This window comes from Paraburkholderia sp. (genome assembly GCF_028283785.1).
Taxonomy (GTDB): Bacteria; Pseudomonadota; Gammaproteobacteria; order Burkholderiales; family Burkholderiaceae; genus Paraburkholderia.
Map to the genome: position 1 here is coordinate 423,959 of NZ_JAPWKB010000019.1, position 15,473 is coordinate 439,431.

Below are 15,473 nucleotides of genomic sequence, written 5' to 3' on the forward strand. Positions count from 1 at the left end.
TGGCTGTGATCGCGGGCCGGGTTCCAATGCGTCTGAACCCGCGCGTCAGCCGGCAGTCTCACGTGAATCTTTAGGGGGAACGCAATGAACGTATCGGATTTGAACGGCGTGGCGCTCGACTATTGGGTCGCGCGCAGCCTGCACGACTTCGTGCGCGAGATCCACTTCACCGACAGCGGCGAAACCGTGGCGATTCGCGGCAGCGATCGCGGACGCGCGTGGGACGGACGCTTCACGCCTTCGACGTCGTGGGAAGCGGCGGCGTCGGTGCTCGAGCGTGCGCAACGGCTTGAATTACGCGAGCGGGCGAGCCACGGCGAGTCGCATTGCGTCGCGGATTTCGAAGGCGGGCATCGGACGGTAGAAGGTCGCGGCGATTCGTTGCGGATCGCGTTGTTGCGGGCGTTTGTCGCGAGTCGCTTCGGCGATAGTGTGGACGATGTCTTGCATCAGGCGCAGGCGCTGGTCGGCGTGCGCGCGGAACCGATCGGTGAGCAGACCGCCGTCCGTTCAGTCGAAGATATTCCGACACCCGATGGCAAGATTGGGGACATTCAGTCGGCGCCGCGTTGAACGGGCACTGTGATCGACTAACGCGACGTGTGGAAAAACCGTCGCAGAAAAGATAAAGGGCCTTCCGTTTGGAAGGCCCTTTAAGGGTGGTGCGGCTGGCAGGATTCGAACCCACGACCCCTTGGTTCGTAGCCAAGTACTCTATCCAACTGAGCTACAGCCGCACGCTAAAACTAAACAACTGATTCTGCTTGCTGTCTTTCAACAGCGCGGATTGCGATGAATGCAAACCCGGTGAAACGGAAGGGCCTCCCCGGAGGGAGGCCCTCTTAATAAGTGGTGCGGCTGGCAGGATTCGAACCCACGACCCCTTGGTTCGTAGCCAAGTACTCTATCCAACTGAGCTACAGCCGCACGCAGAAACGAGATTATAGGCAAGTCCCACCAAAAATGGAAGCCCCTTCTGCGATTTGTCTGATTGGCCCAATCGTGTACCCTTGCTAGGCAGTAGTTTCGCTGCAGTCGAACGGATCATCATGAACAAGGCCTTTGTTAAAGAGTCGAGCGAAGAGAACGACGACGATCTCGACGCCGCCCAACCGGCCATGCCGCCGGGCACGAAGAATTACATCACGCCGCCGGGTTATCGACGGATGCGCGATGAGTTGCTGCATCTGATCGACGAGGCGCGGCCGGAGGTCGTGAAGCTGGTGTCGTGGGCGGCGTCGAACGGCGATCGCTCGGAGAACGGCGATTACATCTACGGCAAGCGTCGTCTGCGCGAAATAGACCGGCGTATCCGCTTTCTGACCAAGCGGCTCGATCTCGCGGAAGTGGTGGACAGCAGCCGTCAGGAGAACATCGATCAGGTGTTCTTCGGTGCGACCGTCGAGTATTCGACGGAAGACGGCGAGGCGCATACGGTGACGATCGTCGGTGTCGACGAGGTCGATCTGGATCGCGGGCACGTCAGCTGGATTTCGCCGGTTGCGCGCGCGCTGCTGAAGGCGAAGATCGGCGATCAGGTGACGCTCTATACGCCCGTAGGACAGGAGCCGATCGAGGTGCTCGACGTCACGTATCCGCCGCCGGACGAGGGCGGCTGACGCGCGCTGATGGGCCGACGCGGGCTGTGTGGGTTCGCGGTGATGCATTCACGGTCGCACGTATCAACGCATCGTCTGCGAGACCATAAAAAAAGGCGCCCGAGGGCGCCTTTTTCATACTGCGGATACTGCTCGCAGCTTAGAAGCGGTGACGCAGACCAGCCGTCACAGCGATTTGCTTGTTGTTGCTCGACGAAGCGCCCAGACCATTGATGTCGGCGTTGACGATGTTGTTTTCGCTGACTTGCTGGTATTCGCCTTGCAGGTAGACGTCGGTGCGCTTCGACAGCGCATACGCCGTTTGCAGGTTGAACTGGTTCCAGTGCGGACGCGTACCTTCCAGGCTCGCGCGGGTGTACGTGTACGAACCAGCGATGCTCAGTGCCGGCGTCAGCGCGTAGCGTGCGTTCGCTTCGACGTTCTGGAAGTGAGCGCTGCTGCCGTTCAGACCCAGACCGCCGCTGACGCCCGATGCCGAAGCGCCGATGCCGTTCAGTTGCGACAGGTTCGTTTGCGAGTACACGAGGCCAGCCGTTGCCGGGCCGAACGTGTAGTTCGCGCCTGCGCCCCACGTTTGCTGGCGGCCAGCGAAGAACGTGTTGTCGCCCGACAGTGCGCCGCTCGAGTTGAACGCCGTTGCGTTGCCCAGCGTTGCGTTGCTGTTCAGTTGCAGGTAAGCCGCTGCGACATTCAGGCCGCCGTAGTTGTACGACGCGCCGGCGCTGTATGCGCGGTTGTTCGCGAAGCCGTCAGCTTGGTTCGAGAAGCCATACAACGCGCCGAACTTGAAGCCGCCGTAGTTCGTGCTTTGGTACTTGACCGAGTTGTTGACGCGGAACGAGTTGTTCAGGTTGTCGTTGTCGAACGGGTGGGCGAACTGCGTGCCGCCGTATTGCGTGCCGGTCAGCGACAGCGGGCCGACGTAGTCAACCATGCTGTCGTACTGACGACCCAGCGTGACCGTACCGAACTGGTTGCTCGACAGACCGACGAAAGCCTGGCGACCGAACAGACGGCTGTTCTGCTTCATCGTGCCGTCGTTGATGCCGAAGCCGTTTTCCAACGTGAAGATAGCCTTCAGGCCACCACCCAGATCTTCAGCGCCACGCAGGCCGAAACGGCTGCCGTTCACCGAACCGCTCGTTTCTTGCCAGTTGCTGTGGCCGTGCTGGTTGTTCGAGTAAGTGATGCCGGCGTCGATCAGGCCGTACAGCGTAACGCTGCTTTGTGCATGAGCTGCCGTTGCGAAAACGCCCGACAGGGCCGCGACCATGAGTGTCTTTTTCATCTTTATAACTCCGAGAGCAGAGTGGGTTTCTTGAACCCAGGCTTGAAGGAAACCTGTCACGCGGTCGCTGCGAGAGGCGACGGTTCGCATGACAACGCGCTATGAGGACAACAGCGCGTTCGTTTCCGGACAGGCAAAGTGTAGAGACGCGGTCGCAGCGGGGACATTCCGAAATCCGCAATAACGTATTACTCGATCGGAAATTGTGGATTTTCGCCGCTGAAGCCTTGATGCATAAGGCTTTCCGGGCATTCGGGGAAGTACGGAGGGGGTGTGTCAATCAAACTGCGTTGCTGATTTACTACAAGAAATGACCTGTGAAAACAACAGGTAACCTCTGAAAAAATGTGTGAACACTGATTGTTGTTGAATGTGGAACGGTTGATTGCCGATTGCGCGCTCAATTGAAAGGGGCAATCCCTGTACACTGAGATCACTGCTTCTCGAAGCAGACTTTTTCGTTGCAGAAAAAGATCTCCAAACCTTTGTCGGCGCGACTTTCCAGTCGCGCTCTTTTTTTGTCCATACGAAACGCGCGGCTTTCGCCACGCGTATTTGCCGCTAATCACTCGCTTCCGCTGGTTCGAAACCGCTATCTATTAGCGCGCGTGAGCGACGCCTGTCGGTTCGAAGTCGAGCGGTGTCGCGAATGTCCAATCTTCCATCACGTAATGCCGCGCGTCCATTGGGGATGACAGCAGGTTCTGCCAGTGATCCCCGTGCCAGTTCGGATCGAATTCCAGGGTGGAACGCGCGCTTTTCGTAACCGACGATGTATCGGCTGATACCGCGTCGCGTGATCCCATCAACCGGGCGATGAAGTGGCGAATATCGTGGATGTGCATAGCAACCTCCCTTTGCAGACAACAGATTCATCTTGCGAGCCCAAATCCTGGAACACAACCGGGACAAACACTTACGAAAAACAGATTTTGTTACATTAATCGGGAAATTTTTCTATTGCCCGGATGTGTGATCCGGTATGACGTAATAATGACGCACCGCATTCAGTAACTACCGGGAACACTTAGCGTGAATCGGAGAAACATTATTAAAGGTTGACTAATATCCCTTCACGTTAAGTCGCTATCTAAAAATTGCTTGACGCCCGATGTTTGGCCACCGTATAACAACAAAGCTGAATTTTCGATTGGCAAATGTGGCGGCGTAAAGGTTGTCATGGCCTCCAGTCAAACTGGGGGATTGCATCGTAGTCGGCGGTGAGGGCAATGCCCGATTCATTCAAAATCTCGAGGGAAACTGGAATATGGAAACCGGTATCGTAAAATGGTTCAACGATGCTAAGGGCTTTGGCTTTATCACGTCGGACGCAGGTGGCGACGATCTGTTTGCTCATTTCTCGGAAATTCGCAGCGAAGGCTTCAAGTCGCTGAAAGAAAACCAGCGCGTTTCCTTCGAAGTCAAGACGGGCCCGAAGGGCAAGCAGGCTGCGAACATCCAGCCGCTGTAAGCACGTAGCACCAGACAGCATCACGCGGCGCCGGCAACGGTCGCTGCGACGCAAAGAAAAAAGCCCTCGCATCGTCGAGGGCTTTTTCTTTTTCCGCTCGCCCAGATGATGAATTTCATCAACCGGACATCAAAGCGGTTTCAGCTTGTCCGGAGCAGTATCGAAATCAGGGTTTAAACTAATTATGTGTTTTATTTTTTCAGAATCTTTCGCCCCGAAGCCGCTAATAAGATTCCGCCCGGACGGTTTATATATTCTCTGCAGCTTCGCAATATGTGGTGAAAGTCGGGCTTTCTGGACGCGGGAGATAATCGGTGATCTCGCGTCGTGCGTGACCTCGCGTGGCGAACTTGTTTCAGGTGCGAGCGCGTCAACTGGTGCATACTTCCCGCTATTCGGTATTGCCGCGCTTCCTTCTATTCGTCCACATGTCTGATTTGTCTTTGCCTGCCGTCGCGTTCGACGAGCCGATCGTATTCGTCGATCTTGAAACGACCGGTGGTTCGACCGGCGAACATCGCATCACTGAAGTGGGTGTGGTGGAGATCGGGCCGCAGGGCGTGACGCGCTGGAGCACGCTGGTCGACCCGCAACAGCCCATCCCACCGTTTATCCAGCAACTCACCGGCATCACCGACGCCATGGTGCGCGGCGCACCGACTTTCGACGCGATCGCGCCCGAGTTGTTCGCGCGCCTCGACGGAAAGCTGTTCGTCGCGCACAACGCGAGTTTCGACCGGGGCTTCCTGCGTAGCGAATTCCGCCGCGCGGGATTCGCATTCAATCCCGACGTGTTGTGCACGGTTCGTCTGTCGCGAGCGCTGTTTCCCGCCGAAAAACGTCACGGACTCGACGCGCTGGTCGAACGCCACAGGCTGGTGCCGTCCGATCGACATCGCGCGCTCGCGGATGCCGATCTGATCTGGCAATTCTGGCAACGCTTGCCCGGCCTCGTGCCGGTCGATGCGCTGCGCGCGCAAATCGACCGGACGATGCGTCGATATCGGCTGGCCGGCGATATCGATGAAGATCTGCTTGAGACCGCGCCGGCCGGTTGTGGGGTTTATGTGTTTTACGGGGAAGCCGATGCGCCGCTCTACGTGGGACGCAGCGTGCGTGTGCGCCAGCGGTTGCGGGCGCATCTGACAGGCGAGCGTCGGTCGGCGAAGGATCTTCGGCTTGCGCAGCAGATCCGTCGGGTGGAATGGCGGGCAACTGGCGGGGAACTTGGCGCGATGCTGGTCGAGGCGCAATGGATTGCGACGATGCGGCCCCCGCACAACCGGGTGCAGCGTGTCGCGAAGAGCGATCCGGCCGATGCGCCGTGGCCGTTCGACGGTCCGATCGTGTTCGAAGAGCGCGACGCCGAGCCTGGACCGCGTGCGTTTCATATTGTCGATCGCTGGCGCTATGTCGGCCATGCGCCGACACTCGACGATGCGAGCCGTCTGCACGCATCCCACACCGACGGCGCGTTCGAGTTGTCCACGTTCCGGATTCTGCAATCGCATCTGGCCCGCGGTCTGCGCGTGATGCCGTTGGCGGTGACGCTGCCTGTCGTGATCGGAGTGGCAAGCGTCGCCTGACGTCCGAATGGGCGCTCAGCCCGTCGCGCCGACGCCGCCTGTCTCGCAAACATGGCCCAACGCGCGGTTCAACGCGGCCGAGCGCGCCGAGTCGTAGCGCGTCAGCGATTGCCAGTTGGAAATGCCCTGTGCCACCCGCGTCGGACAATCCGGCGTCGCGCGAAGCGGTTGCACCCGCGCGAGCGCGGCGATCATCGCCTTCGTTAGCGTGTCCAGTTGCGGCCGCGTGCTGGTCGCGAGGTCCGGCGGGGTGCCTTCCGGTGGCCGCGTCGCGCGCCAGGTCGCGAATAATCCGTTCTGCACGTCCTTGCTGGCATCGATCTGATCCTGGAAAAACGCAGTCGCGAAGGCCGGATCGACGTCGGCCGACTTGGCACGGGCAACCACGTCCTTGAGCAGCGCGGCTTCGCGGGGTGCATCGGTGATCGGCTGATGGTTCGCCCATTTCCATCGCGCGACCGGCTCCGCGAGCGCGAGCCGTTGCGACGCGAGTGAGATCAGATTGGTCAACGAGGTGTCGTCGCCGTCCGCATAAGCCTGACCGGGCACAATTTGCGCCGTCGCGAAAAGAGTCCACAAGGTCAGCGTGCCGATGACGCGCCGCGTGCGATTCGAACGATTCATGGAAGATCACTGCGCCGGTCGGCGCGAAGCGGAAAAGCAAGAGGATAGACGAACTGGCGCGAATTATTCGCGATTGAAGATTTTCGCGCGAGCAACGCGAACGATGCGCAGGCCGTCGAAGCGTGCACACCCATCCGCCGGATCAGGCAACCCAGCGATAAAACATACCGCTAAACGACAGCAGGCGCGCATTCCCGGAAAATGCGAGCGCGAACGTTCGTCATACAGCGCGTGCAAACCACACATGCTGCAATGCGGCTAAAGATTACTTCTGTTCAAACGATTTACGCTGCTCGTCGAAAAAAGCACGAACATGCTCAGGTAATTCAGCGCCGAGAAACTCGACGCCAGCGGGTTCCGTATCCGGTGTGAAAACTTTATCGGGGCTCGGAATCTTCGGTGGTTTGGCATCCATGACGGTTCTCCTTTACGGATTGATTATCTGCCTCGGTGTTGGATTCGCACAATGCTGCGAATCCCGCATCCAGGCTTTCAACGTGTGTGTGTTGCTTTAACGGCACAGACGCGCCTGTAATGAAGCCGTTTCAATACAATTTAACGATTGCCCGATTTCGGGGCACCATTTACGCGCATTTATCAGCGTAATTCGGGTTCTCCCCAGCCACCACGCCTGTGCTTCGATGCAGCATTTCACGCTCGCTAATGTGCTGCACCAGTCATTCTTTCTTGCCATTCATCTGCGGGATCGGTGTTTTCTACTGGATGCCTTAAGCAAATAGAAAGCCCATCGATACAGTTCCACTAATCGGGTTAACGACGCTTTCTGCAAATCGTTGACGTCCGGCAATCAGTATTTTGCGAATCTCGTTAAGCGACGCACAAGGGAACAAGTTAGCAAACTGCGTGCCCGCGAAAACGGTCACGGCGAATGCTGCGGATGCGGAGCGAGCGGCGGGGGAAATGAAGGGGGAAGATCACGTGCCACGAAACGACGAAGGCGAGCGTTCGCGCGAGTAGGGCAGCGCAAAAAGATGCATCGCGGCGAAGTGGGACGCCAAAACAAAAACCCGCGCAATCTTGCGATTAGCGCGGGTTCTGAATACGTCTACTGCTCGAATCTTGTTGGTGCCGGAAAGAGGAATCGAACCCCCGACCTTCGCATTACGAATGCGCTGCTCTACCGTCTGAGCTATTCCGGCATCAGGAGAAACAAGATTATAGTGACCTGTTTATGAGCTTGTAAAGCCCCCCACTCATTTTTTTGCTTCGAGATGGTAACGGGTCACGCGATCGACTTCGTTCTTCGAGCCGAGGAACACCGCGACACGCTCATGCAAGCTCTTCGGCACGATATCGAGAATGCGCTTTTCGCCGTTGGTCGCCGCGCCGCCCGCCTGTTCGACGATAAATGCCATCGGGTTCGCTTCATACATCAGACGCAGCTTGCCCGGCTTGTCCGGCGTGCGCTTGTCGGCGGGGTACATGAAGATGCCGCCGCGATTCAGGATCCGATGCACGTCCGCGACCATCGAAGCGATCCAGCGCATGTTGAAATCTTCCTGACGCGAGCCTTCTTTACCCGCCTTCAGTTCATCGACGTATTGCTCGACGGGTGCATACCAGTGACGCTCGTTCGACGCGTTGATCGCGAATTCGCGCGTATCGACCGGAATACGCATGTCGCTTTGCGTCAGCACCCACGAACCGAGTTCGCGGTCGAGCGTGAAGCAGTTCACGCCGTTGCCGGTCGTCAGCACCAGCACCGTCTGCGGACCGTACACCGCGTAACCCGCCGCGACCTGCTGCGTGCCGGGTTGCAGGAACGATTGCTCGGTCGGCTGCTGGCCGTCCGGACAACGCAACACCGAAAAGATCGTGCCGATCGATACGTTCACGTCGATGTTCGACGAACCGTCGAGCGGATCGAACACCAGCAGATATTCGCCCTTCGGATAGTTGGCCGGAATCGGGAAGAACTGTTCCATCTCTTCCGATGCCATGCCCGCGAGGTTGCCGCCCCATTCGTTGGCTTCGAGCAGGATTTCGTTCGACAGGATGTCGAGCTTCTTCTGTACTTCGCCTTGCACGTTCTCGCTGCCCGCCGTGCCGAGCGCATCGCCCAGCGCGCCCTTGCTGACGTGGTAGCTGATCGCCTTGCACGCGCGTGCGACGACTTCGATCAACAGACGCAAGTCCGCCGGCAGGTTATTGTTCTCGCGCTGCTGCTCAATCAGATACTTCGTGAGAGTGGTACGTCGTTGCAAACTCATTGCTGTACTCCGGAAGGGCAAAAGGATTGTCTCGATTTTACCTGCTCACCGTGACGGCCCCGCGCTTTTCGCGGCGGCGCCAAGCTGCTGCGGGCGTCAGGCGCGCAACCGGACGCGCTCCGGCGCATGGCATCGCGTCGGAAAAACAAAAAGCCGGCCACGAAGGCCGGCTTTTTACAGAAAGACACAGACTCGCGCGACGACGGACGCGCACGAGTCGGCGCGGAGTTCAGCCCAACGCTTTTTCGACGATTTCCCGCACATCGCGTGACTTCACTTGCGCCGCGACCTTCTCCAGCGCGCCGCGCATGCCGTCGCGCAGCTTCGGCGTGAAACGGCGCCACAACTCCAGCGACCGCGCGAGCCGCGCCGCAACCTGCGGATTCAGCGCGTCGAGCGCGATCACCTGTTCGGCCCAGAACGCATAGCCGGAGCCGTCTTCTGCGTGGAACTGCGCCGGATTCGCCGCACAGAAACTGAAAATCAGCGAGCGCGCCCGATTCGGGTTCTTGATGTTGAACGCCGGATGCGCCATCAGCTTGCGCACGATGTCGATCACCGGACGTTGCGCGCTGCCGCGCTGGGTTGCCTGCATCGCGAACCACTTGTCGATCACGAGCGGTTCTTTTTCGAAGCGACGATAGAAATCGTCGAGCGCCGCTTGAGCCGCCTTTTGCGCGTGGTCGTCGCCGCCCGCTGCCGACACGTTCAGCAGCGTCGACAAGGCCGCCGCCCGATCCGTCATGTTGTTCGCCGACGCATATTGCGCGGACGCGAGACGCACGGCGTCGGCGGTGTCGTCCGCTTCGACCAGATACGACAGCGCCAGATTCTTCAGCGCGCGATGACCGGACGCCACCGGCGTCGCTTCGTATTCGCCCGGCGTCTGGTTCTGCTCGTAGACCTTCAGCCAGTCGGCCTTCAGCGCGTTGGCAAGACGACGGCGGACGAACTGACGCGCGACATGGACGGCGGCCGGATTCGATTCGGTCATCTGCTCGGCCAGATACGTCTCCGACGGCAGCATCAACGCCAGTTCGCGGAACGCCGGCGACAGCGATGCATCGGTCAGAACCCGCGCGAACGCCGCGACCACGGTGTCGTCGAGTTGCAGCGCGGCGCCTTCGGCGGCGCGGCTCGCGAGATTGAGCAATTCACGCGTGGCGAGGCGCTGGCCGGCCTCCCAGCGGTTGAACGGATCGCTGTCGTGCGCGAGCAGGAACGCCAGTTCTTCAGCCGGATAGTCGTATTCGACGATCACCGGCGCCGAGAAATTGCGCAGCAGCGACGGCAGCGGCTTGCCGGTCACGCCCGTGAACGTGAAGCTTTGTTCGATTTGCGTGAATTCGAGCACGCGCGTGGTGGACGGCGCGGCTTCGGTTTCGCCTTCGAGGCGCAGCGGCAGATCCTTGCCGTCCGCGCCGATCAGGCCGATCGCGAACGGAATCAGCAGCGGTCCCTTCTGCGTTTCGCGCGCGGCCGGCGAGCCTTCGCCGTAACCCTGCGTGAGCGTCAGCCGATAGGTTTGCCGGGCAGCGTCGTAATGGGTGCGCACGGACACACGCGGCGTGCCTGCCTGGCTGTACCAGCGTTCGAATTGCGCGAGGTCGCGGCCGTTCGCGTCGGCCAGCGCAAAGCGGAAATCGTCGCAGGTGACGGCCTGGCCGTCATGCCGCTCGAAATACAGATCCATGCCCTTGCGGAAGCCGTCGCGGCCGAACAGCGTCTGATACATCCGCACGACTTCCGAGCCTTTCTCGTAGACGGTCATCGTGTAGAAGTTGTTGATCTCGACGTAGCTTTCCGGGCGTACCGGATGCGCCATCGGACCGGCGTCTTCGGCGAACTGCATCTGGCGCAGCACGCGGACGTCTTCGATGCGCTTGGTGGCGCGGGCGGCTTCATCGGTTGCGCCGCCGGCCATGTCGGCCGAGAACTCCTGGTCGCGGAACACCGTCAGCCCTTCCTTCAGGCTCAGTTGGAACCAGTCGCGGCAGGTGACGCGGTTGCCGGTCCAGTTGTGGAAGTACTCGTGACCGACCACCGCCTCGATGTTCGCGAAATCGGTGTCCGTTGCGGTTTCCGGGTTCGCCAGCACGTACTTGGTGTTGAAGATGTTGAGGCCTTTGTTTTCCATCGCGCCCATGTTGAAGTCGCTGACGGCGACGATCATGAAGCGGTCCAGATCCAGTTCCAGCCCGAAGCGCTGTTCGTCCCAACGGATCGAGTTCACCAGCGAGTCCATCGCGTGCTGGGTCTTGTCGAGATCGTGCGGCTCGACCCAGACCTGCAGCAGTTTTTCCTTGCCCGAGCCGCTTTTCACGCGTTCTTCCAGCGCGACCAGCTTGCCCGCGACCAGCGCGAACAGATAACTCGGCTTCCTGAACGGGTCTTCCCAGCGGGCGAAATGGCGGCCGTCGGGCAGGTCGCCTTCTTCCAGCAGATTGCCGTTCGACAGCAGCACCGGATACGCGGACTTGTCCGCGCGCAGCGTCACCGTGTACGTCGCCATCACGTCCGGACGGTCGAGGAAGTAGGTGATACGGCGAAAGCCCTCGGCCTCGCACTGGGTGAAGAAGTTGCCGCCGGACACATACAGGCCGGACAGCGTGGTGTTTTCCGCCGGGTTGCAGACGCTCGTGATGGACAGTTCGAACAGGTCGGGCACGCTGTCGACGATCAGTCCGTGTTCGTGTGCATGCACCGACTGATACGGCTTGCCGTCGATCGTCGCACCCACGAAATCGAGTTGTTCGCCCATCAGTTCGAGGTGAGCCGCGCGCGTGGCGTCGGGGTTGCGGCGCATCCGCATCGTGTTCCTGACGACGGTGCGTTCCGGCACGAGGTCGAACTCCAGTTCGACGGAATCGATCAGGAAAGCGGGCGGCGCGTAGTCGGCGCGTCGGATCACATTGGGCGTTGCGGTATCGGCCATAGCGTTCGGGTTGTTCTGGAAAGTGGGGCAACCTTGAGCCGCTCGCGCGCATCGCGCACGGCGGGCGTGTCGAGCCATTGTACAAAGGCTCGGCCGATTGTGCGGAACCCCCTCGTCGGATCGCGACGCGTGCCGTGCGCCGCGCCGTCATCAACGGTAGCGATCGGCAAGCAAAATGGCGCGTACACGGGCGAACCTTTTACCTGTCGAACCGGTCAGCGTATTATCTGGCGCACGTCTGTCGCGCTCGTCGGCGCGGCGATCGAGGCCGGATCGGGTGTGCATGCCGTGCGGAAGAAGCGGGAATAAGCAGCCCCGCGAAATCGTTCCATTCGTGACGGCACGCGCGGCCGCGAAGGCCGCATCGGCAATACAGGAAACTGAGGCAGACCATGATGTTCGATCGATGGATCCGGTGCGCCGCTCTGGCGCTCGTCGCACTGACAGCGATGCTGTCCGGTTGCACCACCTACGTGACCAGTCAGGTCACGGCGTTCTCCAACTGGAGCGGCAGCGACGCGACGCGCACCTATGCGTTCTCGCGCGCCACCGAGCAGCAGAACAATCTGGAGCAGGCAACCTACGAGCGCGCAGTCGCCAATGAACTGTCCACGCATGCTTTCCGCGAGGTCGATCCCGCCAGCGCGCATTACATGGTCGGGCTGAATTACGGCTCGCGGACCAATACCGTGACGGTGTCGCAGCCGGTCTATTACAACCCGTGGCCGGGTCCGTACTGGGGCTGGGGGCGTCCGCTCGATCCGTGGGGGCCGTTCGGTCCGTTCCCGGCAGGTTACGTGGATCAAAGCTATCCGGTGTTTTCGCACATGCTGGGCATCCGTATCACGGACAAGGCCACCGGCAAGGAAGTCTATAACGTGACCGCGCGCACGGCCGGCGACGAGCCGTCGCTGGTTCGGGCGCTGCCGTATCTGGCCCGCAGCGCGCTCGCGGATTTCCCGCTCGGCAACGGCGTCGTGCGCACGGTGCGTCTGCCGGTCGACAAGAACGGCGGCGCATCGAACGAAGTCGCGGTCGCACCGGTTGGCGCGGGCACGCAAGCGCCGCCGGGCACGACGGTCAAGCCGCCGCAATAAACGCCACGCCATCCTGTGCGTCTGTCTTACACCTGCTGACTCTCCTTTCACCCAATCCCGCACGCGGCGTCAAACCGCGGGATTGGGTGCATGCCCTCTGTAAGCAATTCGAAATATTGACGGCCGGTCGCGCCGCGCGAAAGACCGCGCACGCGATCGCCGCTCGCTGCACGCCCGCCGCGCCGGGCGTCCCCGCGACGCTGGCGGCCACGTTTCAGATGGATACAGATGGATACGTCTTTTATCGCCGAATTAATCCACCATACTTGTCTCAAGCAATGGCTGATTTAATTGCGGATTTTGAGTATGATTCCGGCGTCCTCGGGGAGTCTGAGTGAATCCGGACAATGGTGAGTGCCTGGGTAAAGTAATCAGGGTCACTTGCCGTTAATCATACGAACTTATAACGAACACCAAAATACTGGCGCAGCCCGGTTGAGTTTGTCGGTCCGGGTTGACGCGCTGAATGCGCCGATCCGGTCGGCGCGATGATCGGCTTGCTGCCGTCACGTCTCTTCCCTGCGCGCGAACACCGCTATGCCCGATCTGCATTGGACCATTCCGGTTGCTCGCTGGTCTTGCTGGCCTGCCACCCCAGTTCCAGCCGCAACTGCCGCCGCACCCGACATCGGTTTTATCGAGCCGATCGTGCGGCGTCGTCTGAGCACACTGTCGAAGATCGCTTTGCGGGTTGCGCACGATTGCGTCGCGGATCAGCCCGAAGCGCGCGTGGTGTTCGCGTCGCGGCACGGCGAGTTGCGCCGCACCACCGACATCCTGCGCGCGATCAGCGCCGGCGAGCCGGTTTCGCCGACGGCTTTCGGCCTGTCCGTATTGAACGCGATGACCGGCATCCTCGGCATTTCGCGCGGCGACCGGTCGGCGGCGAGCGCGCTGTCGGCGGGCGCGGAGACGCTGGGCTACGCGTTGCTCGAAGCGCACGCGCAATACGCAACCGATCCGACCTCGCCGGTATTGCTGATCTATGCGGACGAACCCGCCGATCCGTCCTTCGGCACGATCGAAGACGAGGTGCAGGGCGGCGCCGTCGCCATCTTGCTGGACAATCGCGCGGTCATAGGCGAACTGACGTGCCGCACCGGCGCGGGCACGGGCGATGCGCCCCCGTCCGATACGGATGCAGCCGCTCCCGCCGACGCGTCGCACCGGTTCCCGACACAAAGCGAAGCCGTGCTGCACTGTCTGTCGACGCAGCAGCTTTCGTCCTGGCAAGGGTCGCATTCGCGCTGGCAATGGAGCTGGTATGACACCGCGGCTTGATTACCTGTGGCGCCTGTTCGCAACCGGACTGGCTTTCGTCGTGTTCGGCGTGTGCGGCCTGCTGTTTTCGGTGCTGGTCTTTCCGTTCGCGTGGCTGTGGCCGCATCGGGCCTCGCGGCAGCGCGCGGTCACCTTCGTGATCTACTGCTTTTTCCGGCTGCTGGTCGCGGTGCTGCAACATGCACGCGTGATGCGCGTCGATGCGAGCGGCGCGGCGGCTTTGCGCGATTGCAGCCCGGCCATCGTGGTCGCGAACCATCCGACCTATCTCGACGTGATGGTCCTGCTGTCGATGACACCGCGCGCATGCTGCGTCGTGAAAAACGCGCATTGGGGCAATCCGTGTTTCTGGGGGATCGTCCGCGCAGCCGAATACGTCAGCAATGCCGACCCGCTCGCGCTGGTCGAAGCGGGCGCGCGTCAGCTGGCGGCAGGCTATACGGTGATCGTATTCCCGGAAGGCACGCGCAGTCCCGCGCCGAACCGTCTGCATGCTTTTTCACGCGGCTTCGCGCATATGGCGCTGCAAGCCGGCGCGCCGGTGTTGCCTGTCCTGATGGATTGCGATCCGCCCGCTTTTACCAAGCAGATGCGCTGGTACGACGTGCCGCCACGCGCGTTCCGGATGCGTGTGAACGTGCTCGACCCGGTCGCGGTCGGTCCGCTCGCCGCGCACGACGCGTCGCCGGCGATGGCCGCGCGCCATGTTACGCATGCCATTGAAGCCCACATTACCCGGCACCTGTTCGATTATGGATTCTTTAAAACTGGAAATTAAACAGCTTCTGATCGAGGCGCTCGATCTGGAAGACATGAGCCCGTCCGATATCGACGACGACGCGCCGCTGTTCGATACGGACGGCATCGGTCTCGACTCGATCGACGCGCTCGAAATCGGCATCGTGCTGCGCAAACAATACCAATTGACCGTTGCAGCGAACGACGAGCGCACGCGCGAGCATTTCCGCTCGATCAGCACGCTGGCGGCGTTCGTCGCCAGCCAGCGCGCATCGGCGCCTACTGCGGACGTTGCGCAAGACACGCAACACGTGCAAGACAAGGGGGAGTAAAACCGTGACTGACGTAGAGATTCTTGAGCGCATCCGCGCCATTTTCAAAGAGAACTTCGGGATCGACCCTGCGCAGGTGACGCCCGACGCGAACCTGTTCGAAGACCTCGATCTCGACAGCATCGATGCCGTCGATCTCGCGATCAAACTGCAGGAAATGACGGGCCGCCGCATCAAGCCGGAAGAGTTCAAATCGGTGCGCACGGTAGGCGACGTGATTGCCGCTGTCGAGTCGTTGCTGGCCGCGCAGGGTTGACGCACGCCGTGCCGT

The 15,473-nt window shown here is 60.7% G+C and carries 15 protein-coding genes and 3 tRNA genes; 9 read left to right on the top strand and 9 right to left on the bottom strand.

Features of this window, described 5'->3' with window-relative positions; genetic code table 11:
- The first annotated feature begins 84 nt into the window (after positions 1-84).
- Positions 85-573, top strand: a complete 489-nt coding sequence (locus PW947_RS24195; RefSeq protein ID WP_299634932.1) for a phage protein NinX family protein — start codon at positions 85-87, stop codon at positions 571-573.
- 87 nt (positions 574-660) lie between these two features.
- Here the strand turns inward: PW947_RS24195 and PW947_RS24200 are convergent.
- Positions 661-737, bottom strand: a tRNA-Arg gene (locus PW947_RS24200).
- Positions 738-850: 113 nt separating this feature from the next.
- A tRNA-Arg gene (locus tag PW947_RS24205) sits at positions 851-927 on the bottom strand.
- 122 nt (positions 928-1,049) lie between these two features.
- On the opposite strand from PW947_RS24205, the gene greB reads away from it, so the two are divergent.
- Positions 1,050-1,619 carry a transcription elongation factor GreB gene (greB, locus tag PW947_RS24210; protein WP_299634933.1) on the top strand — a complete coding sequence of 190 codons (570 nt, stop codon included), beginning with the start codon at positions 1,050-1,052 and terminating at the stop codon, positions 1,617-1,619.
- A 139-nt stretch (positions 1,620-1,758) separates the two neighbouring features.
- Here the strand turns inward: greB and PW947_RS24215 are convergent, their stop codons facing one another.
- Together PW947_RS24215 and PW947_RS24220 are read right to left on the bottom strand one after the other, a co-directional pair.
- Positions 1,759-2,907, bottom strand: coding sequence for a porin (locus PW947_RS24215; RefSeq protein WP_299634934.1), 1,149 nt, complete (start codon positions 2,905-2,907; stop codon positions 1,759-1,761).
- Between the two features lie 599 nt (positions 2,908-3,506).
- Positions 3,507-3,752, bottom strand: a complete 246-nt coding sequence (locus tag PW947_RS24220) for a hypothetical protein (protein ID WP_299634935.1) — start codon at positions 3,750-3,752, stop codon at positions 3,507-3,509.
- Between the two features lie 422 nt (positions 3,753-4,174).
- Here PW947_RS24220 and PW947_RS24225 point away from each other — a divergent pair, with 422 nt between their 5' ends.
- A complete protein-coding gene (locus PW947_RS24225) occupies positions 4,175-4,378 on the top strand; it encodes a cold-shock protein (protein WP_299634936.1) in 204 nt (67 codons plus the stop codon).
- A gap of 428 nt (positions 4,379-4,806) precedes the next feature.
- Positions 4,807-5,964, top strand: a complete 1,158-nt coding sequence (locus tag PW947_RS24230; protein WP_299634937.1) for an exonuclease domain-containing protein — start codon at positions 4,807-4,809, stop codon at positions 5,962-5,964.
- Positions 5,965-5,979: 15 nt separating this feature from the next.
- Here the strand turns inward: PW947_RS24230 and PW947_RS24235 are convergent, their stop codons facing one another.
- From PW947_RS24235 to pepN, 5 genes are all read right to left on the bottom strand, one after another.
- Entirely contained in the window at positions 5,980-6,588 is a 609-nt protein-coding gene (locus PW947_RS24235) for a chorismate mutase (protein ID WP_299634938.1), read from the bottom strand.
- 265 nt (positions 6,589-6,853) lie between these two features.
- The gene (locus PW947_RS24240; protein ID WP_299634939.1) at positions 6,854-7,003 is read right to left on the bottom strand and encodes a hypothetical protein; all 150 of its coding nucleotides are present in this window, start codon (positions 7,001-7,003) and stop codon (positions 6,854-6,856) included.
- A 669-nt stretch (positions 7,004-7,672) separates the two neighbouring features.
- Positions 7,673-7,748 (bottom strand) — tRNA-Thr (locus tag PW947_RS24245).
- A gap of 54 nt (positions 7,749-7,802) precedes the next feature.
- Complete coding sequence (locus PW947_RS24250) at positions 7,803-8,819, bottom strand: class 1 fructose-bisphosphatase (protein WP_299634940.1); 1,017 nt, start codon at positions 8,817-8,819, stop codon at positions 7,803-7,805.
- Positions 8,820-9,048: 229 nt separating this feature from the next.
- Positions 9,049-11,754, bottom strand: a complete 2,706-nt coding sequence (gene pepN / locus PW947_RS24255; protein WP_299634941.1) for an aminopeptidase N — start codon at positions 11,752-11,754, stop codon at positions 9,049-9,051.
- 392 nt (positions 11,755-12,146) lie between these two features.
- Here pepN and PW947_RS24260 point away from each other — a divergent pair, with 392 nt between their 5' ends.
- The 5 genes from PW947_RS24260 (at position 12,147) to PW947_RS24280 (ending at position 15,458) form a co-directional block, all read left to right on the top strand.
- On the top strand, positions 12,147-12,851 hold the full coding sequence (locus tag PW947_RS24260; protein WP_299634942.1) for a DUF4136 domain-containing protein: 705 nt from the start codon (positions 12,147-12,149) through the stop codon (positions 12,849-12,851).
- Positions 12,852-13,388: 537 nt separating this feature from the next.
- Positions 13,389-14,132, top strand: a complete 744-nt coding sequence (locus PW947_RS24265) for a beta-ketoacyl synthase chain length factor (protein ID WP_299634943.1) — start codon at positions 13,389-13,391, stop codon at positions 14,130-14,132.
- Positions 14,116-14,910: a lysophospholipid acyltransferase family protein gene (locus PW947_RS24270; protein ID WP_299634944.1), complete on the top strand. Its 795-nt coding sequence runs from the start codon at positions 14,116-14,118 to the stop codon at positions 14,908-14,910. Before PW947_RS24265 ends, PW947_RS24270 begins: the two co-directional genes overlap by 17 nt.
- Positions 14,885-15,202: a phosphopantetheine-binding protein gene (locus PW947_RS24275; protein ID WP_299634945.1), complete on the top strand. Its 318-nt coding sequence runs from the start codon at positions 14,885-14,887 to the stop codon at positions 15,200-15,202. The genes PW947_RS24270 and PW947_RS24275 overlap by 26 nt, the downstream gene beginning before the upstream one ends.
- Positions 15,203-15,206: 4 nt before the next feature.
- The gene (locus PW947_RS24280; protein ID WP_299634946.1) at positions 15,207-15,458 is read left to right on the top strand and encodes an acyl carrier protein; all 252 of its coding nucleotides are present in this window, start codon (positions 15,207-15,209) and stop codon (positions 15,456-15,458) included.
- Positions 15,459-15,473 lie beyond the last annotated feature (15 nt).

What these genes read in the sequence shown, in the direction of transcription:
- PW947_RS24195 (WP_299634932.1), top strand. Translation starts at nt 85, where the DNA reads ATGAACGTATCGGATTTGAACGGCGTGGCGCTCGACTATTGGGTCGCG.
- greB (WP_299634933.1), top strand. Translation starts at nt 1,050, where the DNA reads ATGAACAAGGCCTTTGTTAAAGAGTCGAGCGAAGAGAACGACGACGAT.
- PW947_RS24215 (WP_299634934.1), bottom strand. Translation starts at nt 2,907, where the DNA reads ATGAAAAAGACACTCATGGTCGCGGCCCTGTCGGGCGTTTTCGCAACG.
- PW947_RS24220 (WP_299634935.1), bottom strand. Translation starts at nt 3,752, where the DNA reads ATGCACATCCACGATATTCGCCACTTCATCGCCCGGTTGATGGGATCA.
- PW947_RS24225 (WP_299634936.1), top strand. Translation starts at nt 4,175, where the DNA reads ATGGAAACCGGTATCGTAAAATGGTTCAACGATGCTAAGGGCTTTGGC.
- PW947_RS24230 (WP_299634937.1), top strand. Translation starts at nt 4,807, where the DNA reads ATGTCTGATTTGTCTTTGCCTGCCGTCGCGTTCGACGAGCCGATCGTA.
- PW947_RS24235 (WP_299634938.1), bottom strand. Translation starts at nt 6,588, where the DNA reads ATGAATCGTTCGAATCGCACGCGGCGCGTCATCGGCACGCTGACCTTG.
- PW947_RS24240 (WP_299634939.1), bottom strand. Translation starts at nt 7,003, where the DNA reads ATGGATGCCAAACCACCGAAGATTCCGAGCCCCGATAAAGTTTTCACA.
- PW947_RS24250 (WP_299634940.1), bottom strand. Translation starts at nt 8,819, where the DNA reads ATGAGTTTGCAACGACGTACCACTCTCACGAAGTATCTGATTGAGCAG.
- pepN (WP_299634941.1), bottom strand. Translation starts at nt 11,754, where the DNA reads ATGGCCGATACCGCAACGCCCAATGTGATCCGACGCGCCGACTACGCG.
- PW947_RS24260 (WP_299634942.1), top strand. Translation starts at nt 12,147, where the DNA reads ATGATGTTCGATCGATGGATCCGGTGCGCCGCTCTGGCGCTCGTCGCA.
- PW947_RS24265 (WP_299634943.1), top strand. Translation starts at nt 13,389, where the DNA reads ATGCCCGATCTGCATTGGACCATTCCGGTTGCTCGCTGGTCTTGCTGG.
- PW947_RS24270 (WP_299634944.1), top strand. Translation starts at nt 14,116, where the DNA reads ATGACACCGCGGCTTGATTACCTGTGGCGCCTGTTCGCAACCGGACTG.
- PW947_RS24275 (WP_299634945.1), top strand. Translation starts at nt 14,885, where the DNA reads ATGGATTCTTTAAAACTGGAAATTAAACAGCTTCTGATCGAGGCGCTC.